Raw genomic sequence first — 22127 nt, forward strand, 5'->3', positions numbered from 1 at the left:
TCACATATCTCCCGGTATGCCAATGGTAGCCACGACACCAGTGCGCCCCAAGTTCCCTATCTGTAGTGTACCACCGTGGGCTTCCACAATGCGATGGGAAACGGATAGCCCCAGGCCGGAGCCATCGACGCGCGTGGTGAAGAACGGCTCGAAGACGTGTGGGAGGATATGTTCGGAGAGGGGCTCGCCGTCGTTGTACAGGGAGATCGCCGTTCCCGTGTTCTCGGGGAACGCCCGCCACGCGAGCCGCCCCCCGGGCGATACGGCCTGGCAGGCGTTGCGCCAGAGGTTCTCCAGCACCTGCCGGAAGAGCCGGGGGTCGGCATAAACGGCAAGTTGTTCATCGCAATCGAGGGACACGGCGGCGCCGGGCGGCGGCGCTGTGGAGACGGCGAGCAACAGCGGGCGGAGCAGCACAACCTCACGCCGTGGCATGATGGGACGGGCGTATCGCAGCAACTGGTCGACCGTGTTTTCGATGCGGTCGGCCAGAATTCGGATCTCGGCGATCACCTCGCAATTCTCGGGCGGGGAATCCGGCGCGCTTGCGAGGATCTGGAGTGCGCCTTGCATCCCGGCGAGCGGGTTTCGTATTTCATGCGCGATCGTCGCCCCCATTTCACCGATCGTGGCCAGGTGTTGGCTGCGGGCGACCTTTTCCTGCATCGCCTTCAGCGCGGAGATGTCGCGCACGGCGAAGACGTAGCCGCGCGCGCCCTCGCGTTCCATGGGGGAGACGTTGAGCAGGGCGGAGAACTCCTCGCCGCCGCCGCGAAGGCCGCGCCACTCGCGATCGGCCAGCGGCGCGCCGGGTTCGTCCCGGAGGAGCGCCCGCCAGCGGTCCCCTTCGCTCGTGGCCAGGAGGTCGCTGGCCGGCATGCCGTGAAGGCGCTCCGCCGGAATTTCGAACAGGCCGGCGGCGGCCGCGTTGGCCGATTCGACGCGGCCCTCGGCGTCGAGGGTCAGCAGCGCGTCCGGTGCGGTCTCAAAGATCGTCTTCAGGCGCGTCTCGCTCGCGCGGAGGGCGCGCTCCGCCTCGCGCAATCCGGCCTCCTCTTTCCGAATTCGCGCGAGCATCTCGTCGTGGGAGCGGGCAAGCGCCCCGATTTCGTCCTGGCGCGCGGCGAGCGGGGTGGGCTGGGGGTCGCCGCCCAGCCGAACACTTCGCACGTGTTCGCCGAGCTGCCCCAGCGGATCCGTTACGAGCCATTTGAGGGCCAGGAGGATCATGCCGAAGAACACGAGGCCCGCCACGCTGACCGCGATGGAGTCGAGCCGGACGGCGGCGAGCCCGCGGGCGAGAATCGCGCGCGGCATGTTTAATTCGAGCAGCAGGGCGTCGCGCCCCTCAAGATCATGGAGGTGCGACAGGATGCGGAGCCGTTCCTCGTCCAGGGGGGTGATGCGTATCTCATCGTTCGCCAGGCCGCGCGCGCCCGGAGGAGAGGCTTCCCGGGACATGTCGACCAGGTTCAGGTTGGACTGGGTCTGCAGCCGCAGCTGGGATTCCAGCGCGCTGTCGACAACGCGCCCCATTACGACCGCGCCCCGGACGCGCTCGCCCGGCGTGGCGCTGCTGGGGAGTATCGGCCGCGACGCCACAAGCATCGGCCCGCGCGACGTGGAGAGGATGCCCCCGGTATGGCTGTCGCGGCCCCCGTGCGCGAGGAGGGGGTGGCCCGCGGGAAGGCTCGGCTTCTCCAGGTCGGGAAAGGGGCTCGGCGCGCCGGATTCGAGGTCGTGGAAGCGGCCCCAGATTAAGGTCCCGTCGGCGCCGTAAAGGTAAATGGCGTTCAGGCCGTTGTCGACGAACGAGGCCGGAATCAGGTTGGCGTCGCGGTAGGCCTGCCAGGGCTCCTCCGCAAACGCGTAGGTGTCGTCCCACGCGGCCCAGTCAAAGCAAAGAAGATCGATCCGGTCGATTTGCGCCTGGACCGCCTCCAGGCAGCGGCGCATGTCCTTGCGGGCTTCATCCTGTTCCAGAGCGAGGAAACTCGGGATGATCAGGTAGCGGTGCACCACATGGCCCGCCAGCGTAAAGAGCGACATGCCCGTCAGCAGCAGGATTAGAATCTTTCGGTGCAAGGTCATACGGGCCGTTCCGGAATTGGCGAAGCTACGACCCTAACACAGAGCGCGGGAGGAAGAAAAACGCGCGCCCCCGGCTTCGCCCGCATGGGGGCCGGGGGCGCGCGCGGAATTCAGACCCCGGACATCTCCATGCCGAAGATCCGCCAGGAGCCGCCGTAATCGCGCAGTTCGAACTCCATCGTGACCGTGCCGAAGATGCCCTCGAGCTCGACCGGGCTGATGACGACCGTATCGCCCTTGACCACGGCTTTGGCGTCCGCCGTGTTGCCCTTGATGTCCTCAAGCATGCCGTCGGCCTTTACCCGGTCGAGAAAGCCGCGGTAGCCGATCTTGTCGCCGACTTCATAGTGGCTGAAATCATCCGCGATCTGTTCCATCAGCGTATCAAGATCGCCGGCCTCCGCCGCTTCCACATAGGCGGAGACCGCCTTCATCGCCGCGTCGGTCGGGGACGCGCCCGTGTTCTGCGCGTCCACAATGCCCTTGACCAGCACCAGCAGGGCCGCCTTCTGCTCCACGCTCAGCCGGGCGATGGCCGCGCTCAGTTCCGCGTCGGGATTTGCGGCGGACTCCGCGCGCACCGGCAGGCTCCCGAGGATGAGGCCGGTGACCGCCAGGAGGGACAATACACAACATGCAAGGAGGATACGTTTCATTGGGCTCGATTCCTTTTCCAAAACGGTGGTTGGCGGGAAGCCGGCCGCGGCCGGCGCGCCGGGTGGCCCCAGACGCACAGTTGGGACCCGCGGCTGTTCGGTGAAGTTTCGGGCGGAAGGCCGCAAAAAAAATCAGCCGCCGTGGGTGGTTCAATCACCGCGCGGCGGCCCTACCCAACACGCTGAGGTTACCGTCATACGTGTTGCAGGTTCAGTATAGCAAAGGCCCGCGAAATACGCTAGCTAAAAATAGTGATAAGTATGCGTTAATTTGGAACTATTTCGTCCCGGCAGGGATCTGGCGGAGGTGGGGTGGTGTTGATCCAGGCTCACGAACGCGCCTGGGGCGCGATCGCGCGGCGCGGGGGGGATCGGGCTGCTACAGCGGCGGGATGTCGACCCGATTGCCGCAGCGCACGCAGGCGCCGAAGGTCTTGGTGAAGTTCGCCGGGATACGCATCTTCTGGCCGCACTGGCCGCATTCCACGGCGCGCTCGGGCTGCACGACGGACGGAACGGCGTCGAGCTTGAGGCTGCCCGGGGGCGGGGTGGCGCGGCCGCCGCTGCCGAGGTTCACGACGGTGGTCTTGGTGCTACGCGGCGGCGCGAGCTTCCGCAGGTGCTTGATGCGCGCGTCCCAATTCCCCTTCCAGCCGTGGTGGAGGCCCTGCTCCGCGTAGTGCAGCGCGCGGTCGTAGTTCGTCTCTTCTTCCAGCAGGTGGGACATGACCCAGTAGCCGAGATGCTCGCCCTGCACCGTGCCCGGGGGCATGCTCTGGAGTATCTGGAGCGAGTAGCGGATGTGCTGCTCGCAGCATTCCTTGGTAAAGGCCCGGGCGCGCGGCAGCTGCATCCGGAGGTGGTCGGCATCGCGGATGATTTCCTGGAGGAACATGTGGAGGGCGAACCAGTCCCCGGCTTCAATAAGGAAATGCGCGCCCACCCACTTGAGGCGCACGGCGAGGAAGCGGTCTTCCAGGTCGCTGGAGAAGCGCTGGGAAAACAGCGCCAGATCGCTGATCATATCGATCTCGCCGAGCCGGGTGGCGATGTATTCCCCGCGGGTGAAGGGGAAATCGGCCTGGCGCGATTCAATGCGCTGCTGTTCCTCGGGGGAGAAAACGCGGTGGTACGTGGGGGCCAGCCCGCACTCGTGGATCAATCCGGACGCGTCTGTGTCGCCCGTGGAATCGTTCAGGTGTTCCAGAATACGCATGACACTCCCTTTCCTCCGTTCGCCCGCATGCATGCGCCCGTCACGTGGCGCCATCTCTCCCGGACGCATCCGTACAACCCGCGCGTGCGTTTCGCAAGAACACCTGTCCCTGGCGGGAACCACCCCACCGGCGCCCCCCGGCGCGCCGAATCGCACATGACCGGGAGCCATAGTAAAGGGTGGGATCCCGATTGTCAATCATTCCGGGAGCGCGATCCGGCGGCCTCCGTGTTTGATCTGGCCCGCGGCGAACGCGCCTGAATGCGCGCCCGGCGCCGCGAAAAACTGGATCCCGGCCCGCTGGGTGTGAAAAGATCGGGGGGAGTGAATCGTGACGCCCTCAGGCGGCGTCACCGCGCCCCGCCGCCGGAGCGGAATCCACCTCAGCCCGCCCAGTTCGCGGCCTTCGTGCGCCCGCGCGGCGATTGCCGCGCGCCACCGTCCAATACCGGAAGAAAGCACCAGCGATGAATATTGTTCTCATGGGATCCAAGGGCGCCGGAAAGAGCACCCTGGGCGAGGCCCTCGCCGCGGCCACCGGCATGGAAGCGATCGACACGGACCGCCGCATCGAAGCGCGCTATGAAGCCAGCGAGGGGCGCGCCGCAACCTGCCGCGAGATCTACCAGGCGGCCGGCGAAGCGGGCTTCAGGGCCTTGGAGCGGGCCGTCGCGCAGGAGGTCGCCGCCCAGTCCTACAAATTCATCGTGACCGGCGGCGGCATGATGATGGACCCGGAATCCCGCCGCGCGCTTCGGTGCGGCGCCATTCTCGTGCTGCTGACGGCCGATTCCGACACCCTCTGGGCCCGCGCCACCGAGAAAGGGCTTCCGCCCTGGCTGGCGGGCGAGGACGGGCGCTCGAAATTTGAGATGCAGGTCGCCATACGCTATGAAGTGATGCACCCCTTTGCTGATATTGTGTTTGACACGTCGGAGGGGACGCCCGCGGTGCAGGCCGATCGCCTCCTGGAGAAGATCGGCGAGGAACTTGCCGTCCGCCAGACCGCCGCGAGCACCTATGGCGAGATCATCCGCATGACCGGATTCGGCGAGAGCCACGGCCGCGCCATCGGGACTGTGCTCGAAGGGCTGCGCCCCGGGATCGAATTCAGCGAGGCCATTCTGCAGGAACAGCTCGACCGGCGCCGTCCCGGCCAGAGCAAGGTGGTCACGCAGCGGAAAGAGCCCGACCAGGTCGAGATTCTTTCAGGCGTCTTCGAGGGGAAAACGACCGGCGCGCCAATCGCCATGGTCATCTACAACCAGGACCAGCGATCGCGCAACTACGACAACGTGAAGGACGTCTTCCGACCGGGACATGGCGACTTCACCTTCTACAAGAAGTATGGCTTCCGCGACTACCGGGGCGGGGGGCGCCAGTCCGGCCGCGAGACCGCCTGCCGCGTGGCCGCCGGCGCCGTTCCGATGAGGATCCTGAAGGAGAAGGGCGTGCGGATCGTGGCCCACGCCGTGGAGGTCGCCGGGATAGCCGCGGAAAGTTGCGACTACGATCAGATCGAGCAAAACCCGGTGCGTTGCGCGGATCCCGAGGCCGCAAAGGCGATGGAGCAGGCGATTCTCGACGCGCGCGGCGACAAGGACTCGGTCGGCGGCGTTATCCAGCTCGAAATTCACGGCCTGCCCGTCGGGCTCGGCGATCCGGTCTTCGGCAAGCTCGACGCGCGCCTGTGCAACGCGATCATGACCATCGGCGCGATCAAGGGCGTGGAGGTGGGCGGCGGATTCGCCCTGTGCAAGCTGCGCGGCAGCGAGGCGAACGACGCGATGAAGGATGGTGAGTTCCTGACGAACTACTCGGGCGGCATCCTCGGCGGGATCAGCACCGGCGAGCCGGTGGTTATGCGGGTGGCCGTGAAGCCGACCGCCTCCATCGCGAAAGAACAGACCACCACCAACGAGCACGGCGACAACGTGGCGATCGAAGTGCTCGGGCGCCACGATCCCTGCATCGTCCCGCGGGCCGTGCCGGTGATCGAGGCCATGGCCGCATTGGTCGTGCTCGATGCGTGGGAAGCCCAGAGCCGCCTCAACCCGGAGTGGGCCGAGTCCAACCCGCTCTGAACGCCCGCCGCGTCCCATTCCCCCGGCGGAATTCCTAATCGTCCGCCTCTTGCGGCTCGAAGGCGCGGTTGAAGAATTGCGCCAGGTCGCGGCTGGCCCGCGCGTCCACGGCGGCGCGCACCGCCGCCACGCGCAGTTCCTGGCCCGCGTAGATCGCCAGGGCCTTGATTGCCAGCATCGCCTCGCGCTCGCGATCCTCGCGCACGATCCCCAGCAGGTAGTCGAAGGCGTCGTCGCTGCGCGTCAGGGCGATCGGCAGCAGAAAATTCACGGGCGCGGACCGTCGGCCGGGCGATTCCAGGGCGCGGCGCAGGATCGCGAAGGATTCCGGCAGCCGCGCTTCGCCAATGGCCAGGGCGGCGCCTTCGGCAATCACCAGGTTGAAGGTGCGGAGGAACTGCGCGACAAAAGGCAGGGAACGTTCCGGGGCGAGCCGCATCAGGGCCTGCAAGGCGAGCGCGACGACATCGGGCTCTTCATCGCCCGCCAGCGCGCTCACCCGAAGCAGTAGTTCCGCCTGGTAGGCCCCCGAGTCGCCCAGGCACTCAACGGCCATGCGCCGGGTGCGCGCGTCGGGGTCGCGCAGGAGATTGGCAAGTTCCAGGTAGGCGTCGGGATAGCCCATATTGAGCAGCCCCTGAGCCGCCGCCCCGCGAACACCGGCCGCCGTGTCCTGGCTGCCCCGTGGCTCCGGATCCCGCCAGTCGCTTGCGCGCGGGCCCATATAGCGGGTTCCGCCGCCGTAGACCGGTTCCCGCTGGACATAGCGCGTCCCTGCAAGGAAGAATTCCGCGTCGGCGCAACCGAGCACGCTCAGCGCGTCCATGATCGGCTGCTTCGCGGCGCAGCCGGGATCGGACGTCACCGGCGATTCCAGAAAACGGTCGAAGGCGGCGCGAAGCTCGGGGATGAGCGCCTCGGCCTTCCATTCCTTCGCAAGTGCCGCCGCGCGCCCCGCGATATGGTTGTTCTGGTGCGCCAGGAGCCCGCGCAACGCCGCAACGCCGCTATCGCTCGGCGCCGCCTTCTCCAGGGCGCGAACTCGGTCGAGCGCTTCCTTGCTGGGGTCTTTTCTGGCCATGTCCCTAGCGTAAAACGCGTAACCCGCCGGTATCAAGGGCCGGAGCACACAGGGCAATCGCATTAGAACCCGATCGTGGCAGATGGGCGTATACTTGTGTTGATTTGGAACCTTGTAACACTTCAGCGGTCTGAAGTAGTCACCCTCGTCGCACCCAACGGTGGCGGCCCTCGGTGATCGAGCACCGTCATCCCCACGAAATGGGCTGTCGATTTACTTAACTCACCCTACACTATGGAAGGAATGAGCAGATCCGTCATCCCCGCGAACGCGGGGATCCAGTAACGCGATCGCACAAACCTCCGAATTCCACTGGATTCCCGCCTTCGCGGGAATGACGAAAACATCCAGTGTAAGTAAGGCATCTCGTATCGGCGAACGTCTTACTTCAGACGGCTGAAGTGTTTCGGAACCTTGAATCAAGGAAAGAGTGCGTGTTGGAGCGCCGGCATCTCTGCCGGCAAGGTCGGGGATTCGCCGCAGGCGAAATGCCCGCGCTCCGGCACGCGCCCTCTTCCGGGTTTCCCGTGGATCGTATGGCTATAGGCTCGTACACGAGGTTTAAAAGCGGTTGCCTTGCCGGGAGGCGTGATGCATTTCCCTTAGAAAACGCCCAGCGCGGTGAAACGGCGGGGCATGGGCTTGCCGTCGCACTCCACCGCGGTGAGGGGCGGGTGCGTCGCGTCCACGGATCCCTTCCAACGGGCGACCACGAGCAATTCCCGGCCGCGCGCGGCGACCAGGCGGCGGACTTCGCTGTCGGCCATATGGATAAAGGCGTTGGGCACAAGCGGGTGGGCCGTGCTGTGCAGGCGAACGATGGCGGAGGCCTCGCCGGGCCGCGGGGCCGTTCGAATGGTCACCGATCCGACCGCCTGAACACCGCGCGCCGGTACGTGTGCGAACTCGCCCCGCGTTTCCGGATTGTGGCTTCCGAAATAGCCCGCCAGGGTGATGTCGCTGGCGGAGACCTGAAAGCGCGGGCACGGGAGATCCACCGGCTCGCGAAGCCCGTTCCCGTAGACGCGGATGGCCCCGGGACGTTCCACATAGTAGACGGACGGGCGGAGCAGCAGCACGAGCGGCGGCCCCACCAGCGCGCAAAGCAAGGCCCCGAGCAACGCCTTGCGGGAATACTCCAGCAGATCGCCAACACGCATGTTCCGGCTTTCCTCACCGCGCGCCCCGATGCGCACGCGCCCTCCACTCCCTGGCCCAACCTCGGCGGCGTCCCGACGGCCGCTATGCTCCAGTATGACCAGGGGGATAGAATGGCGCAAGTCCCGCTTTGCGCCGCTCGGTACAACGCGGCGACCCAGTTTGCCGCGACCTGAACCTGGCGCCGTAGTGAATTGAGTTTCCGTATGCCCCGCTCCGTGCTGAATTGGCGTTGACCGCGCGCCCGGATGGAGCAAGCACAACCCCGGGGTTCCGTCGAACCGAGGCCCCGACAGGAGATATCCCCATGAATTCACTGAATCCCACCCGCCGTACTTTTCTCGCAAGCACGGCCGCTCTCGCCGGGGCGCTTGCCGTGGCGCCCGGCAGCGGCGCACAGGCCGCGGGCCCCTTTGAACTTCCGCCGCTGGGATACGCGTTCGGCGCGCTCGAGCCCCACATCGACGCCCGCACCATGGAGATTCATCACGGAAAGCACCATGCGGCGTATGTCAACGGGCTGAACGCCGCCGTGGAGGGGGTCGATGCGGTGAAGGGGCTGTCCGTGGAAGAGATTCTGCGGCGCATTGGCGCCGTTCCCGAGGACCGGCGCCAGGCCGTCATCAACCATGGCGGCGGTCACGCGAACCACACGCTGTTCTGGGATATTCTGACGCCCGGAGGAGCCCCCGAGCCGGGCGGCGCGCTGGCCGGGGCGATCGGCGAGACCTTCGGCGGGGCCGACGCCTTCAAGGAGCAGTTCGCCAAGGCGGCCATGGGCCGTTTTGGAAGCGGCTGGGCCTGGCTTGTCGTCAATCCTACCGGCGCGCTCGAAGTCGTAAGCACCCCGAACCAGGATTCGCCGCTGATGGCCGGCAGCACGCCGCTGCTCGGCCTGGATGTCTGGGAGCACGCCTACTACCTGCATTATCAGAATCGCCGGGCCGAATACGTGAATGCATTCTGGAACATTGTCAACTGGGACCGGGTTGCCAGCCGCTTCGGGGCCGCCACATCCTGATGCGCGGTTCCGACCGCGCCCGCCCGCCGCTTCAGCCCCGGCCTCGGGGCTGCGCGCGGGACGGCGGGTATGGTAGGGTTGGTGTTGGGTTGGCGGCGGCGCGCCGCCGGGTTTCGTCCGGAAAGAGGAGCAATATCAATGGCTGCCAAGCGTATCCTGATGATCGTGGGGGATTTCGTGGAAGATTACGAGGTCATGGTGCCGTTTCAGGCCCTGCAAATGGTGGGGCATACGGTGCATGCGGTCTGCCCCGACAAGAAGGCCGGCGATACTGTCCGGACGGCCATCCACGATTTCGAGGGCGATCAGACGTATAGCGAGAAGCCGGGGCACAACTTCTCCCTGAACGCGGCCTTCGGCGAGGTGGATCCGGTCTCTTACGATGCCCTGGTGCTGCCGGGCGGCCGCGCGCCGGAATACCTGCGCTTGCACGATAGCGTCCTGGACATGTGCCGCCACTTCGCCGAAGCGGAAAAGCCGATCGCGGCCATCTGCCATGGCCTCCAGATACTCTCCGCGGCGGGCGTGCTCTCCGGTCGGGCGTGCAGCTGTTATCCGGCGGTAGCCCCGGAAGTGCGCGCGGCGGGCGGCCAGTACGTGGATATCCCGGTGGATGCGGCGCACACCGAGGGCAACCTCGTGTCGGCGCCGGCCTGGCCGGCGCACCCGGCCTGGCTCGCGCAGTTCCTGGCGCTGCTGGGCACGCGCATTTCACACGAATAAACGAACGCCCCGGCGGGGCAATCCGCCGGGGCGACATTTCTTTCTTGTCTTCCGGGCGCTACCCCTGGATGTTCAGCACCGAGGATCCGTGCTGGTTGATGCGGGGCGCGTCTCCCGCCTGGGCCGCCGCCTGCTGGAAGGCCTCCTGCCAGGTGTCCCGCATGCCCGCCATCAGCTGGACGCACTCGTCGATCGGCTCGGCGGTCTTGCGGATATTCGCGGTGATGAGCAGGTGCTGGAAGTACTCGTAGAGGCGGTCCAGATTCCGGGACACTTCCCCCTGCTTCATATCCAGCGAACCGCGGAGTTCGGCGATGATCTCCTGCGCGCGGATCAGGTTGTTGTGGACCGCCTCATTCTTGCCCTTGCCGAGCTGGCGCTTCGCTTCTTCCGCGCGCTTGATGGCCCCGTTGAACAGCATGACAACGAGCTTGCCCTGCGACGCGGTTTCGACATCGACCGTGGTGTAGGTATTCAGTCTGGAAGCGGTAGCGGTCATAGCGGCACTCCTCTTCTGATTGCGAAGGCAATCGTTAAAAAACAATAGCGCGAAAGCGGCCCGAAAGCAAGGGCGGCGGCGGGCGGCGCGTCACCGGAACGACCCGATGCGGGAAAGCGCCGCGGCCTGATTCTGGTACACCGCCGAAATCTGTTCGAGCGCGGTGAACTGGCGGCGCAGGCGCGTCTCGCGCATCTCCAGACGCTCCTCGAGCCGCGCGATCTGGTCGTTGGCCGTCTGGATCTGCTGGTCTATCGTGCCGTTGGCCCGGATACGCTCGTTCAGGAAGCCGTTTGTCCGGGTTGCCGAGTCCAAAAACGTAAACAGCTTGTCCGCGATGCCGTTCTCCCCGTCATTCGCGAACAGTCTCTGCACGTTCAAACGGTCCTTCTGCAGCGCCTCGCGGAACTTGTCCTCGTCGAAGCTCAGCGTCAGCCCGGCCTCGCTGTTGAAGTCCGCGCCGCTGCTGATGCCCAGGTCGAGCAGGCTTTCGAAATCGCCGCCGAGCCCGGCCACCTGCTGAAAGATATTGTTTACGAGGAAGCTCTCAATGGACCGGATGCCGCTGTCGCCCCGAAGGTTTCCGTTCGCCCCGAGCTGGTTCCGGAGTTCCGAGAGCGCGGTGTTGAAATTCTCCACGAAGCCGCGGATTTCCTCCACGATGGCGTCGTTGTCGTTGGAGATCGTTATTGTGCTGGTCCCCGCGCTCAGCAGCTCCAGCGTGACGCCGCCAATGGCGTCCGTAATTGTCGTGGTGTTCCGCGTCTGGAGCGGCCCCCCGTTCACCGTGAACTGTGTGTTCGCGCCCGCCGTCTGCACCGCCGTGTCCAGGTTCACGAGATCCAGAAAATTGCTCGTGTCGCCCGCGCCGCCGAAGCGGATGGTGGGGCTGCCCAGCGTCTTCGAAACCACCCGGATCTGGTCCGTCGCGGAATCGTACGTGGCGTTTACGCCCGCGCCCGATTCGTTAATGGCGCCCAGCACGTCAAACAACGACTGCGACGAGGGGTCCACGGCGATGGAAACGCCGTTGATCGAAAAGGTTCCCGCGGTGAGCGCGCCATCGCGGAAGCTGTATTCATTCAAGGTCTGTGCCGGATCGACCGCGCCGAGATTGCGCGTGCTCGTGACCGAGGTGGACCCGTTCACGTCGGGGAGCTGGGTGGCGCCCGCCACGTTCAGGGCGCTCAACAGGTTGCTCGTGTCCGAACTGGCCCCGAAATTGATGATGCTGCCGTCGCCCGCCACCGTATTGGCGATCGTGACCTTATCCGAGACGCTGTCGTAGGTCGCCGTGATGCCGGCCGCGCTGCTGTTGATGGCGCTCAGCACCGAATCGAGCGAGTCGCTCGCCGGATCGACATTGAATTGCACGCCGTTGATGGTAAAGGTTCCGGCGGCGATTTCGGTCACGATGCCGCTGCTGTTCAGCGTGGCGGCGGAATTAATCGGTGCGCCTATGGATCCGCCGCTTACGGCGGTCGTGGCCGTGGCCAGTTGCTGCACGTCGATGGTGAAGGCGCCGGTGACCGGTGTGCTCGACGAGACCGAGGACGTCAGCACCTCGGGCTTGCTGGAAGTTGACGCATACGCGTTGAAAATGTTGTTGAGGCGGAAATCCTGCGCCGCGTTGCGGAGGGTCTGGAGCGTCGTGCGAAGCCCGCGAATAGCGGTTTGCTGCGTCTCCAATTGGGAGATGCGGTCCCGAATGCGCCGGATGGGCTGCCGCTCGAGCTGGATCAGCGACCGGATCAGGGACTCGCTGTCCAGGCCGGTAATCAGTCCGCCCGCGCTGAAGGTACCGCTCATAGTGACACTCCATCGGCCCGGGCCGCGCGCACGCGCCACATGGCGCACGGCTTGCCGGCCCAATCATCCAAGGGTTTTATCGGCAAATTTGCGCCAGGCTTTAGCGAGAATGGAGGCGTGGTGTGGGGCCGTGCGCGGGCGGGTATCCGCAGCGCTGCGACGACGCCTTCTCCAGTTTGGACCACTGCGCCAGGACAACGTATGGCGGCGAAAGTCGCACTGATCGATAATATCGAATGGAGAGCGGCGAGGGTCGGAAGAACCACATACCAACAATAACGATTCATAATCGACGCTTGTGGCGGAAAAAACACCACAATGTGTGCGATGCGCCGCTCCGATGTCCGCTACTCTTTGAAGGCCGCCAGCCGCTTGTTGGCTTCGCGCAGGCGGTGACTCAGGGTCTTTATGATGTTGAAGAGCACGCGAATAGCGACGCGTTTCGACATTAACCGCTCAAAAGTGCTCTCGGTGAGCACGAACAAACGGCTGTCATTGATCGCGGTCACGGTAGCGCTGCGCGGCTCCTTGTTTACCAGCGCCATCTCCCCGAACATATCGCCGGTCCGCAGTTCCGCCAGGCATTTCTCCCCGTCGAAAACGCCCAGCTTACCCCCGAGCACGACGTACATCTGGCTGCCGACCGTCCCCTGAACAAATATGTCCTGGCCGGCGTCGACGTGCATGGTCATGCCCTTGGCGAAGATCTTCGCGACCTCCTCGCGGGACAGGCCGTGGAAGAGCGAGACGTGCTTAATGTACTTATCAACCGTTGCGGCATCCATCGTTCCCTGCACTCCCCTGCGGCGGGCATCCGTCACGCCCCTCACGGGGCCGGGCTATCCCGCGTTTCGGTTACACGATATAAATGAAGCGGCTGCAATTGTTGCACGTGTGTATGTGGTCGTTGTCCTGGCGGACGCGCTGGGCGTACTGGGAAGGCAGCTTCATGAAGCAGCCCTGGCAGGTGTCGCCCTCCACGGGCACCAGCGCGGGGGCGCGCCCCTTCGTGAGGCGGTCGTAGTGCTTGAGGATCCGGGGGTCGATCATCGCGCGGATGTTCTCGATCCGCTGCTTGATCTGCTTCTTGCCGGTGCGCGCGGTTTCGTACATTTCCTGGCAGAGCTGGAGACGGGCGAGGAGAACCAGGTCCGCGTGGGCGTCCTGGGCCTTCATCAGGTCCGGATCCGTCTTGACCTGGCTCTCGTAGGTTTCTTCCTGCTTGACCAGGGAGGCGGAGAGATTCTCGAGCAGGGAGAAGAGCTCCCCGTCGGTCTTCGCTTCCAGGAGGGCCTTCATGTGGTCTTCTTCACGCAGCAGTTTCGATATCGTCGCGATGAAATTGAGGTAGGTCGTCTGCTGGGTGGGGGGGTAGCAGATGAGGAAGACCAGATGGACCGGGTTCTTATCCACCGCCATGAAATCGAGGCCCTTGTCGATCCGGCCGACGGCGCAGATGAGGGACTTGAGGCCGGAAACGCGTGCGTGGGGCACGGCGATGCCGTGGCCTATGCCCGTGCTCTCGGTGGTCTCGCGCGCGAGGATCTGGTCGAGCGCGGGCCCGGCGTTCTTCAACTTCTTGGTCTCAAAAAGATGGTTGGTTAGCTCTTTGAGGGCGTCGGCCTTGTTGCGGGCCTTCAGCTTGGTGACGATGCAGTCCTCGGTAATGAAATCGGTAATCAGCATATGCAGGTCGGTCCTTCGTGGCGAATCCCGACCGGAAGTATTGCGCGCGCGCCGCGCGCGCCCGGCGCCGGTCGTGTAAACCCGGGGAGTATACTAGCACGTGACCGCGAAGACAAACAATGTAAAGGCCAGGTTACTTGTACCAGATGGACGTGACCACGATGGGGTCCGAACTCTGGCCGTGGTGCCGTTCCATCCCGCAACTCTGCTTGACGAAGAGCACTTCAATGCTCTCGCGCTCGATCCAGGCGTTGATCTGGCCGTCACACTGGGACAGGCCGTCCAGGTTCGACTTGGCGATGAAGGTCCGTACTTTCATGATTTCTCTCTTCTCCCCTGGCAGGGTGTGATTCAAGCGTCCGGCGGGGCCAGCGCCGAAAGCAGCGCCTCCCGCATGACGGCGACCGGCGCGGGCGCGCCGGTCCAGGTTTCAAATTGTTCGGCCGCCTGCTGCACCAGCATCTCCGAGCCGAGAACCGTCGTGCAGCCCGTGGCTTCGGCCTCGCGGATGAAGGCGGTCTTCAGCGGGCGGTACACCATATCAAAAACGATCTGGTCCGGCCGCAGATGGCCCGCTGGAACGCACATCGCCCCCTCGTGCGGATGCATTCCGACGGGGGTGCCCTGGATGATTATGTCGTGGCTGGCGAGCGCGCCCTCGATCTGTTCCCGCAGATGGCCGCTGCCCACGGGGCAGGCTGCCGCGGTGGACACCTCGTGCGCCAGCGCGCTGGCCTTGCGCGGCTCCCGCGCGAGGATGCTCACCTGGCCGATGCCCGGCTGCATGGCGAACGCAAACGCCACCGCGCGCACCGCGCCGCCGGCCCCCAGGAACAGCACGCGGCGGCCCTCCAGTGAAACGCCCGCCTCGCGAAAGGCGCGGAGCGTCCCGGTGCCGTCGGTCACGCTGCCCCGCAGGACGCCCTTCGTGTTCGTCACCGTGTTGATACAGCCCACACGCTGCGCCATCGGATCGAGCTCGTCCATCTCCGCCATCGCCGCGACCTTGTGCGGGATAGTGACGCTGAGCCCGCGAAAGCCCTCCATCGCGCGCATGCCGCGCAGGCACGCGGCCACATCCTCCACCCGGAACGCCCCATACACGAAATTCAGGTTGGCGGCGGCGAAAGCCGCGTTGTGGATGGCGGGGGAGAGCGAATGGCCGACGGGATTGCCGATTACGGCGCAAAACTGCGTCTGGGTATCGATGGAAGGGATCACGGGCAAGGGGATTCGCGGTTGAACTTTTTCGGTTGAGGGGCGCGGGATGGCCGGATCAGCCCGGGGGCCACGAAAGCTGGCGGCCGCCGAGCAAATGCAGGTGAACGTGAAACACGGTCTGGCCGGCTTCCTCGTTGCAGTTGATGACGTAGCGGAACCCGGGCTCCGCAATGCCCTCGGCCTCCGCAATGGCATTGGCGCGAAGAAACATCCGGCCGATCAGCGCCGCGTCATCCGCGCTCGCGTCCGTAATCCGGGGTATGTGCTTCCGGGGGATGATCAGGCAGTGGGTGGGCGCGCCCGGATTGATGTCGCGGAACGCGTAGAACTCCTCGTCGGAATAGACCTCCGTGGAGGGAATCTCTCCCGCGGCGATCTTGCAGAACAGGCAGTCTTCGGCCATGAATCCATTCTCCTTCGCACAGACAGCCGCCCGACCGGCGGCTACCGCCCATGGTAGCGTGGCGGTCCGCGAAAAACAATAACCTTGGCGCGGCGAGGAAACCGGCGGGCGCGCGCAAGAAAACCCCGGAACCGCGCCAGGGCGATTCCGGGGTGTGGCTTCCGAAAGCGATTAGTTGTTCTGTTGCTGCTGCTTGATCAGGTTCAGGGCGCTGCCGGCCTTCCACCAGCCGATCTGGCCCGCATTGAAGCTGTGGTTGGCGGGGAACTCCTCGCTGGAGCCGTCCGCGTGCGTCAGGCGGATGGTCAGCGGGGTGTTCGGCGCGAACGCGTCCAGCCCGAGAATATCGATGGTGTCGTCCTCCTGGATCCGATCGTAGTCCGCCGGGTCCGCGAAGGTCAGCGCCAGCATGCCCTGCTTCTTGAGGTTCGTCTCGTGGATGCGCGCGAAGCTCTTCACCAGCACGGCGCGCACGCCCAGGTGGCGCGGCTCCATGGCGGCGTGTTCGCGGCTGGAGCCCTCGCCGTAGTTGTCGTCGCCCACCACAATGGTCGGCACGCCCGCCGCCTTGTACGCCCGCGCCGTCGCCGGCACCTCGCCGTATTCGCCGGTGAGCAGGTTCTTCACCTGGTTCGTCTCGTCGTTGAAGGCGTTCACCGCGCCGATGAGGCAGTTGTCGGAAATGTTGTCCAGGTGCCCGCGGAACCGCAGCCACGGACCCGCCATGGAGATATGGTCGGTCGTGCACTTGCCCTTGGCCTTGATCAGCAGCCGCGCGCCCGTGATATTGCCGCTGTTCGGCGGGAAGGGCTCCAGCAGCTGGAGGCGGTTGGAGTCCGGAGCCACGACAACCTCCACGGTGCTGCCGTCCTCCGCCGGGGCCTGGTAGCCCGGGTCGTCGCAGCCGAAGCCATTCGGGGGCAGTTCCACGGCCGTGGGCGGATCCAGCTTCACGGCCATGCCGTCTTCATTAACCAGCGTGTCGGTCACCGGGTTGAACGTCAGGTCGCCGGCGAGCGCCAGCGCCGTGACCATCGCGGGCGACGTCACGAACGCGTGGGTCTTAGGATTGCCGTCCGCGCGCTTGGCGAAGTTGCGGTTGAAGGAGTGCACGATCGTGTTCTCCTTCTGCTCCTCGCCATGGCGGTAGCGCGCCCACTGGCCGATGCACGGCCCGCAGGCGTTGGCAAGCACCTTCCCGCCGATGGTTTCGAAATCCCCCAGCACGCCGTCCCGCTCCACCGTCGCGCGCACGAGTTCGGAACCGGGCGTGATAGTGAACTCGGACTTCGCCTTGAGGTTCTTCTCCCGCGCCTGACGCGCCACGGACGCCGCCGACGTCATGTCTTCGTAGCTGGAGTTGGTGCAGGATCCGATGAGGCCCACTTCCACGTGCTTCGGCCAGCCATTTTCCTCGACGGCCTTCTTCATCTGCGAGATGGGCGTGGCGCGATCGGGCGTGAAGGGACCGTTCAGGTGGGGTTCCAGCTCGCTGAGGTTGATCTCGATCAACTGGTCGTAGAACTCCCCGGGATTCGCATACACCTCGGGGTCCGGGCGGAGGTGATCGGCCTGGGCCTGGGCCAGCGCGGCCACGTCGGGGCGGCCCGTCGCTTCCAGGTAGCGGACCATGGAGTCATCGAAGGCGAAGGTGGAGGTGGTGGCCCCGATTTCCGCGCCCATGTTGCAGATGGTGCCCTTGCCCGTGCAGGACATGCTCTCGGCTCCGTCGCCGAAGTATTCCACGATGGCGCCCGTGCCGCCCTTCACCGTGAGGATGCCGGCCACCTTGAGGATCACGTCCTTCGGGGTGGTCCAGCCGCCCATTTCGCCGGTGAGCTTCACGCCGATGAGCTTGGGGAATTTCAGCTCCCACGCCATGCCGGCCATTACGTCCACCGCGTCCGCGCCGCCGACGCCGATGGCGACCATGCCCAGTCCGCCGGCGTTTACCGTGTGCGAGTCCGTGCCGATCATCATGCCGCCCGGAAACGCGTAGTTCTCCAGTACCACCTGGTGGATGATGCCCGCGCCCGGCTTCCAGAAGCCGATGCCATATTTGTTGGACACCGACGCCAGGAAGTCGAAGACCTCCTTGTTGTTGGTGATCGATTCCGCCAGGTCCGCCACCGCGCCCGACTTCGCCTGGATCAGGTGGTCGCAGTGCGCCGTCGACGGCACCGCCACCTTCTTCCGGCCCGCCTGCATGAACTGCAAGAGCGCCATCTGCGCCGTCGCGTCCTGCATCGCCACGCGATCCGGCGCGAAATCGACATAGTCCACGCCGCGCGTGTAGGCCTGGGTCGCGGCCCCGTCCCACAGGTGCGTATACAGGATCTTCTCCGAAAGGGTCAGCGGGCGTCCCACGACCTTGCGCGCCGCGGCGATGCGCTCCGCCGCCCGCGCGTACACCTTTTCAATCATGTCAATATCGAATGCCATGCTAAACACCTCTTCCTGGAAGAACGCGGTTTGAACGGATTGCCCCGGGCGCGAGGCGCGGGTGCACAACCGTGCGGGCGCGATTGCCTGAACACCCCCGCCGGGCGTGCCGGCGGGGCGCTATTTATTGTTGCGCGCCGGCTCTGGTGGAGGTCCCAACCTCCGTAAACCCGCATTATACTAGGCAAAACGGGAAAGGCGCAAGAGCGGTTTTGCAGTTGACAGTTGGCAGTTGACAGTTGACAGTTGACAGTTGACAGTTGACAGTTGGTACACAGTTGCCGCTCCACTAAAGCCTCCAGCCTACAGCCTCCAGCCTACAGCCTACAGCCTACAGCCTACAGCCTCCAGCCTAAAGACCTAAAGCCTAAAGCCTAACTCCCCATTGCCAGATGGATCGCGGGTTCCGGTATACTGGGGGCCATGTTTCCAAACCCCTACGAACGTTTTCGCGGCCAGAAGTTGACACTGAACGATTTTCTGGCGATTGACCGGACCGAGCTGGCGAACGAGCGCACGCTGCTGGCCTACGGGCGAACGGCGATCGCGCTCCTGATCACCGGGGGATCCGCCATCAAGTTCTTCGACGCCCCGCTGATTTCCGCGGCGGGCGTTGTCTTCATTCTCGCCGCGATTGTGGTCGCCCTCATGGGTTGGCGCCGCTACGTCGCAATGCGGCGGCGCGTTGCGGCCGCCCTGGAACGCCAGACCGGCGAGTCGACCCATCCCCTGGAGGAAAAAACGGAACCGCAGCACGATCACGAAGAGCAGGAATAGGGGAGGGGATGGGGGCGGCAATCCGCTGCCGGTGCGCCGGCCTGTATGAATCCGCGGCGATTGCGCCGCGTTAGCGAAGGAGAGAGACCCATGAAGCGACTGTTTGGAATACTTGCGTTGGCAATGTGCCTCGGGCCGCTGGCCGGCTGTGGCGGCGGATCGGCCCCGGAGAGCGCGGGGGCGGACACGAAAAAGCCCGCCGTAGCCCTCATCATGAAGTCCCTGGCGAACGAGTTCTTCAAGACCATGGAAGACGGCGCCAAGGCCCACCAGGCGGCGAATCCAGACGCCTACACCCTGATCGCCGAGGGCATCCCCAATGAATTGGACGTGAACCGGCAGGTCCAACTCGTTGAGCAGATGATGGCGCGCAAGGTGGATGCGATCGTGCTGGCGCCCGCCGACTCCAAGGCGCTCGTCGCGGTGTGCAAGCGCGCCCAGGACCAGGGCATCATCGTGGTGAACATCGACAACAAACTCGACGCGGCCGTCCTCGCGGATCAGGGCATGGCCGTGCCTTTCGTCGGGCCGGACAACCGCGCCGGCGCGAAAAAAGTCGGGGACTACCTGGCGGCGCAGCTCCAGCCGGGCGATCCCGTGGCCATCGTCGAGGGCGTGCCCTCGGCCTACAACGCCATCCAGCGCAAGCTCGGCTTTGAAGACGCCATGAACGCCGCCGGCATGAGCATCGTCACCAGCCAGTCGGCCGGTTGGGAGCAGGCGAAGGCGAATGAGGTCGTGACCGCGATGATCACGAGCCGCCCGGATCTAAAGGCCATACTCTGCGCCAATGACAGCATGGCCCAGGGCGCGATCTCGGCGCTGCGCGCGGCGGGCAAGCTCGGCCAGGTGAAGGTGGTCGGCTTCGACAATATCTCCGCCGCCCGGGCGCTGCTCGCGGAGGGCGCGCTCCTCGCCACCGCCGACCAGCACGCGGGCGATCTGGCGGTCTTCGGCATCGAGTACGCCCTGGAGATGCTGCGGGGCGGCGCGCAGCCCGCGGACCAGGAAACGCCGGTGGACCTGGTTACGGCGGCCCCCTGATGCCGGTCCTCCGCCATATCATCAATTACCTGGGACTCGCCGCGGCGCTCGCCCTGCTCGTGGCCTTCTTCGGGTCCCGGTCGGAGCATTTCCTCAGCCAGGGCAACTTCCTGTCGCTGGCCAACCAGATACCCGACGCGCTGCTCATCGCCACCGGCATGACCTTCGTCCTGATCATCGGCGGTATCGATCTCTCGGTCGGCTCGGTCATGGCCCTCTGCGGGGCGGTCCTCGGCACGGCCATCGTAGTCTGGGGGTGGCCGGTGTACCTCGCCATCCCGCTCGCCCTGGCGACCGGCGCCGCCTGCGGGCTGATCAACGGCCTGATCGTCGTGCGCTGGCGCCTGCCTTCCTTCATCGTCACCCTCGGCATGCTCGAGGCCGCGCGCGGGGCCGCCTACCTCGTGACGAACTCGCAGACCCTCTATATCGGGCGCCCCGTCGATCAGCTGACCGGCATCACCGCCGGCGGATTGACCCTGTTGTTTTTCGTGGCCATCGCGGTCGTGCTGCTGGCGCAGGGCGCGCTCTCGATGACCACCTGGGGGCGCGGACTCTTCGCCCTCGGGGCCAGCGAGGAAACCGCGCGGCTCTCCGGGCTGCCCGTGAACCGCCTCAAGGTCGTGGTCTTCATGCTCAGCGGCGCCGCCGCCGGCCTGGCTTCCGTGGTCCTGTGCGCGCGCCTCTCCAGCGCCGATCCCAACATGGGCTCGGGCTACGAGCTGAACGCCATCGCCGCCGTCGTCGTCGGCGGAACCAGCCTGCTCGGCGGACGGGGATCCGTCATCAACACCTTCTTCGGCGTCCTCATCATCGCCGTGCTCGGCTCCGGGCTCGTCCAAATCGATGTCGACGACCCCGTGAAGCGCGTGGTGACCGGCGCGGTCATCGTGGTCGCCGTCATTCTCGACTACTACCGCGGCCGCTGGAGCCAGGCGCGCCGCTGAACCACCCGAAAACAAAAAGCCCCGGGCGACACGCAAGCGGTCGCCCGGGACGCTGGAATTCAGGGTAACTTACTGCGCCTGCGGCTCGGCGCCTTCCTCGGCCGGCGCCTCTTCCTCCGTGCCGCCAAGCTCCGCTATTACCTCGGCCGTCACGTCCTTGGAGGTGATGCCCGGGGCCATATAGGAGACTTCAAGCGCGATAATTTGAACGCCGGTTTTTTCCGCAACCGCGGGCATGGCCTGCTCAATCGACGCCTCGAAGTCCTCTATCGCCTTCCGCTGCATATCCTGGGCCTCGGTCTGGATCTGCTGCATGGCCGCCTGGTCGCCGCTCTGCTGCGCCTGCATCATGCGCTGTTGGAGGCCGTTGACCTGCTCCATGAGGCGTTGCTGGACGCCCGTGGCCTCGGCAACGCGGCCCGGCTGAAATGTCCCGACGGTAATGGCGGGCGCCGCTTCCTGGGCGCGCAACGTGCCGTGTTGCCCGAACAGGGCCACGATGGCGGCGGCGCAAACGCCGGTAACAATCCAGATCTTTTTCGTGCGTGGTGCGGACATGCTGGGTGCCTTTCGAAGGTACAGGGTGGAGCGCAACGGAAAAACGCGTTGCTCCCCCGGCCGGTGCGCCGGTTTGGGAACGGGAAGGAGTAAGGGAAAGCAACGCAGAATAAGCGCCACACAGTATCACGGTGGTTATACGCCACGCAAACACACAAAGAAAAGCCGCCCCGGACGCGCCGCGCGAGACGGCGGAGGATCCGGGGCGGCATCGACCTCAGGGCTACTGGCCCTGAAGTGGCGGTAGGGACAACTCCGGAGCGGCCGCCACGGCGCCGCCCATCTCCTCGATCACCTCGTCCGTCACATCCTTCGATGTGATGTCCGGCGCCATATAGGAGACTTCGACCGCGATGAGCTTCAGGCCCGCCTCTTCCGCCACAGCGGGGAGGGCCTTGTCAATCGATGCCTCGAATTCCGCCACCGCCTTCTGCTGCATCGCCTGCGCTTCCGACTGGATCTGCTGCATCTGCTCCTGGTCGCCCTCCTGCTGCGCCTGTTGCATGCGTTGCTGCAAACCGCCAATCTGCTCACTCAGGCGCTGCTGCAAACCGGTGGCCTCCGCAATACGGCCGGGCTCGAACGTGCCGATCGCAAACCCTTCGGCCGCGCGGGTCGTGCCCTGCGACCCCAGGAGCGCGGCCAGGGCCGCGCCGCAAACTCCCGTCAGGATCCAGATGCGCCGCTTTCGTTGTGGAGTCATGGATATGC

General features: G+C 65.4%; 21 protein-coding genes. 6 read left to right on the top strand and 15 right to left on the bottom strand.

Annotation, left to right across the window (positions count from 1 at the left end; translation table 11 throughout):
- The 3 genes from KF886_06190 to KF886_06200 all read right to left on the bottom strand — a co-directional run bounded on the left by KF886_06190 (position 1) and on the right by KF886_06200 (position 3963).
- Positions 1-2091 (bottom strand): PAS domain S-box protein, encoded by a 2091-nt coding sequence (locus KF886_06190; GenBank protein ID MBX3176926.1) that lies wholly within the window; start codon positions 2089-2091, stop codon positions 1-3.
- Between the two features lie 110 nt (positions 2092-2201).
- On the bottom strand, positions 2202-2747 hold the full coding sequence (locus KF886_06195) for a hypothetical protein (GenBank protein MBX3176927.1): 546 nt from the start codon (positions 2745-2747) through the stop codon (positions 2202-2204).
- A 379-nt stretch (positions 2748-3126) separates the two neighbouring features.
- Positions 3127-3963: a hypothetical protein gene (locus KF886_06200; GenBank protein ID MBX3176928.1), complete on the bottom strand. Its 837-nt coding sequence runs from the start codon at positions 3961-3963 to the stop codon at positions 3127-3129.
- Between the two features lie 899 nt (positions 3964-4862).
- Here KF886_06200 and aroC point away from each other — a divergent pair.
- Entirely contained in the window at positions 4863-6047 is a 1185-nt protein-coding gene (gene aroC / locus KF886_06205; GenBank protein ID MBX3176929.1) for a chorismate synthase, read from the top strand.
- 34 nt (positions 6048-6081) lie between these two features.
- Here aroC and KF886_06210 read toward each other — a convergent pair whose 3' ends face one another.
- Positions 6082-7128 (bottom strand): hypothetical protein, encoded by a 1047-nt coding sequence (locus KF886_06210; protein MBX3176930.1) that lies wholly within the window; start codon positions 7126-7128, stop codon positions 6082-6084.
- Between the two features lie 602 nt (positions 7129-7730).
- A complete protein-coding gene (locus KF886_06215; protein MBX3176931.1) occupies positions 7731-8288 on the bottom strand; it encodes a hypothetical protein in 558 nt (185 codons plus the stop codon).
- Between the two features lie 305 nt (positions 8289-8593).
- Between KF886_06215 and KF886_06220 the strand changes: the two genes are divergently transcribed.
- Positions 8594-9307 (top strand): superoxide dismutase, encoded by a 714-nt coding sequence (locus KF886_06220; GenBank protein MBX3176932.1) that lies wholly within the window; start codon positions 8594-8596, stop codon positions 9305-9307.
- Positions 9308-9445: 138 nt separating this feature from the next.
- Complete coding sequence (locus KF886_06225) at positions 9446-10030, top strand: DJ-1/PfpI family protein (GenBank protein ID MBX3176933.1); 585 nt, start codon at positions 9446-9448, stop codon at positions 10028-10030.
- 58 nt (positions 10031-10088) lie between these two features.
- On the opposite strand, the gene fliS is transcribed toward KF886_06225, so the two are convergent.
- The 8 genes from fliS to KF886_06265 all read right to left on the bottom strand — a co-directional run bounded on the left by fliS (position 10089) and on the right by KF886_06265 (position 18090).
- Positions 10089-10529 carry a flagellar export chaperone FliS gene (gene fliS / locus KF886_06230; GenBank protein ID MBX3176934.1) on the bottom strand — a complete coding sequence of 147 codons (441 nt, stop codon included), beginning with the start codon at positions 10527-10529 and terminating at the stop codon, positions 10089-10091.
- A gap of 90 nt (positions 10530-10619) precedes the next feature.
- The gene (gene fliD, locus KF886_06235) at positions 10620-12338 is read right to left on the bottom strand and encodes a flagellar filament capping protein FliD (protein MBX3176935.1); all 1719 of its coding nucleotides are present in this window, start codon (positions 12336-12338) and stop codon (positions 10620-10622) included.
- Between the two features lie 347 nt (positions 12339-12685).
- Complete coding sequence (locus KF886_06240) at positions 12686-13123, bottom strand: cyclic nucleotide-binding domain-containing protein (protein ID MBX3176936.1); 438 nt, start codon at positions 13121-13123, stop codon at positions 12686-12688.
- A gap of 70 nt (positions 13124-13193) precedes the next feature.
- Positions 13194-14024, bottom strand: coding sequence for a PTS sugar transporter subunit IIA (locus KF886_06245; GenBank protein MBX3176937.1), 831 nt, complete (start codon positions 14022-14024; stop codon positions 13194-13196).
- A 133-nt stretch (positions 14025-14157) separates the two neighbouring features.
- A complete protein-coding gene (locus tag KF886_06250; GenBank protein MBX3176938.1) occupies positions 14158-14343 on the bottom strand; it encodes a hypothetical protein in 186 nt (61 codons plus the stop codon).
- Between the two features lie 32 nt (positions 14344-14375).
- A complete protein-coding gene (locus KF886_06255; GenBank protein MBX3176939.1) occupies positions 14376-15242 on the bottom strand; it encodes a shikimate dehydrogenase in 867 nt (288 codons plus the stop codon).
- 58 nt (positions 15243-15300) lie between these two features.
- Complete coding sequence (locus tag KF886_06260) at positions 15301-15648, bottom strand: histidine triad nucleotide-binding protein (protein MBX3176940.1); 348 nt, start codon at positions 15646-15648, stop codon at positions 15301-15303.
- A 171-nt stretch (positions 15649-15819) separates the two neighbouring features.
- Positions 15820-18090: an aconitate hydratase gene (locus KF886_06265; protein MBX3176941.1), complete on the bottom strand. Its 2271-nt coding sequence runs from the start codon at positions 18088-18090 to the stop codon at positions 15820-15822.
- 423 nt (positions 18091-18513) lie between these two features.
- Between KF886_06265 and KF886_06270 the strand changes: the two genes are divergently transcribed.
- The 3 genes from KF886_06270 (at position 18514) to KF886_06280 (ending at position 20858) form a co-directional block, all read left to right on the top strand.
- The gene (locus KF886_06270; GenBank protein ID MBX3176942.1) at positions 18514-18867 is read left to right on the top strand and encodes a DUF202 domain-containing protein; all 354 of its coding nucleotides are present in this window, start codon (positions 18514-18516) and stop codon (positions 18865-18867) included.
- Between the two features lie 90 nt (positions 18868-18957).
- Complete coding sequence (locus KF886_06275; protein MBX3176943.1) at positions 18958-19911, top strand: sugar ABC transporter substrate-binding protein; 954 nt, start codon at positions 18958-18960, stop codon at positions 19909-19911.
- Positions 19911-20858 (top strand): ABC transporter permease, encoded by a 948-nt coding sequence (locus KF886_06280; protein MBX3176944.1) that lies wholly within the window; start codon positions 19911-19913, stop codon positions 20856-20858. Before KF886_06275 ends, KF886_06280 begins: the two co-directional genes overlap by 1 nt.
- Positions 20859-20927: 69 nt before the next feature.
- Here the strand turns inward: KF886_06280 and KF886_06285 are convergent, their stop codons facing one another.
- Both KF886_06285 and KF886_06290 read right to left on the bottom strand, forming a co-directional pair.
- Complete coding sequence (locus KF886_06285; protein MBX3176945.1) at positions 20928-21416, bottom strand: hypothetical protein; 489 nt, start codon at positions 21414-21416, stop codon at positions 20928-20930.
- 223 nt (positions 21417-21639) lie between these two features.
- Entirely contained in the window at positions 21640-22119 is a 480-nt protein-coding gene (locus KF886_06290; protein MBX3176946.1) for an OmpH family outer membrane protein, read from the bottom strand.
- Positions 22120-22127: the final 8 nt, after the last annotated feature.

It is taken from the genome of Candidatus Hydrogenedentota bacterium, assembly GCA_019637335.1.
GTDB lineage: Bacteria > Hydrogenedentota > Hydrogenedentia > Hydrogenedentales > JAEUWI01 > JAEUWI01.

What these genes read in the sequence shown, in the direction of transcription:
- KF886_06215 (MBX3176931.1), bottom strand. Translation starts at nt 8,288, where the DNA reads ATGCGTGTTGGCGATCTGCTGGAGTATTCCCGCAAGGCGTTGCTCGGG.
- KF886_06210 (MBX3176930.1), bottom strand. Translation starts at nt 7,128, where the DNA reads ATGGCCAGAAAAGACCCCAGCAAGGAAGCGCTCGACCGAGTTCGCGCC.
- KF886_06190 (MBX3176926.1), bottom strand. Translation starts at nt 2,091, where the DNA reads ATGACCTTGCACCGAAAGATTCTAATCCTGCTGCTGACGGGCATGTCG.
- KF886_06265 (MBX3176941.1), bottom strand. Translation starts at nt 18,090, where the DNA reads ATGGCATTCGATATTGACATGATTGAAAAGGTGTACGCGCGGGCGGCG.
- KF886_06285 (MBX3176945.1), bottom strand. Translation starts at nt 21,416, where the DNA reads ATGTCCGCACCACGCACGAAAAAGATCTGGATTGTTACCGGCGTTTGC.
- KF886_06260 (MBX3176940.1), bottom strand. Translation starts at nt 15,648, where the DNA reads ATGGCCGAAGACTGCCTGTTCTGCAAGATCGCCGCGGGAGAGATTCCC.
- KF886_06225 (MBX3176933.1), top strand. Translation starts at nt 9,446, where the DNA reads ATGGCTGCCAAGCGTATCCTGATGATCGTGGGGGATTTCGTGGAAGAT.
- fliS (MBX3176934.1), bottom strand. Translation starts at nt 10,529, where the DNA reads ATGACCGCTACCGCTTCCAGACTGAATACCTACACCACGGTCGATGTC.
- aroC (MBX3176929.1), top strand. Translation starts at nt 4,863, where the DNA reads ATGCACCCCTTTGCTGATATTGTGTTTGACACGTCGGAGGGGACGCCC.
- KF886_06270 (MBX3176942.1), top strand. Translation starts at nt 18,514, where the DNA reads ATGTTTCCAAACCCCTACGAACGTTTTCGCGGCCAGAAGTTGACACTG.
- KF886_06245 (MBX3176937.1), bottom strand. Translation starts at nt 14,024, where the DNA reads ATGCTGATTACCGATTTCATTACCGAGGACTGCATCGTCACCAAGCTG.
- KF886_06250 (MBX3176938.1), bottom strand. Translation starts at nt 14,343, where the DNA reads ATGAAAGTACGGACCTTCATCGCCAAGTCGAACCTGGACGGCCTGTCC.
- fliD (MBX3176935.1), bottom strand. Translation starts at nt 12,338, where the DNA reads ATGAGCGGTACCTTCAGCGCGGGCGGACTGATTACCGGCCTGGACAGC.
- KF886_06195 (MBX3176927.1), bottom strand. Translation starts at nt 2,747, where the DNA reads ATGAAACGTATCCTCCTTGCATGTTGTGTATTGTCCCTCCTGGCGGTC.
- KF886_06220 (MBX3176932.1), top strand. Translation starts at nt 8,594, where the DNA reads ATGAATTCACTGAATCCCACCCGCCGTACTTTTCTCGCAAGCACGGCC.
- KF886_06290 (MBX3176946.1), bottom strand. Translation starts at nt 22,119, where the DNA reads ATGACTCCACAACGAAAGCGGCGCATCTGGATCCTGACGGGAGTTTGC.
- KF886_06280 (MBX3176944.1), top strand. Translation starts at nt 19,911, where the DNA reads ATGCCGGTCCTCCGCCATATCATCAATTACCTGGGACTCGCCGCGGCG.
- KF886_06200 (MBX3176928.1), bottom strand. Translation starts at nt 3,963, where the DNA reads ATGCGTATTCTGGAACACCTGAACGATTCCACGGGCGACACAGACGCG.
- KF886_06240 (MBX3176936.1), bottom strand. Translation starts at nt 13,123, where the DNA reads ATGGATGCCGCAACGGTTGATAAGTACATTAAGCACGTCTCGCTCTTC.
- KF886_06275 (MBX3176943.1), top strand. Translation starts at nt 18,958, where the DNA reads ATGAAGCGACTGTTTGGAATACTTGCGTTGGCAATGTGCCTCGGGCCG.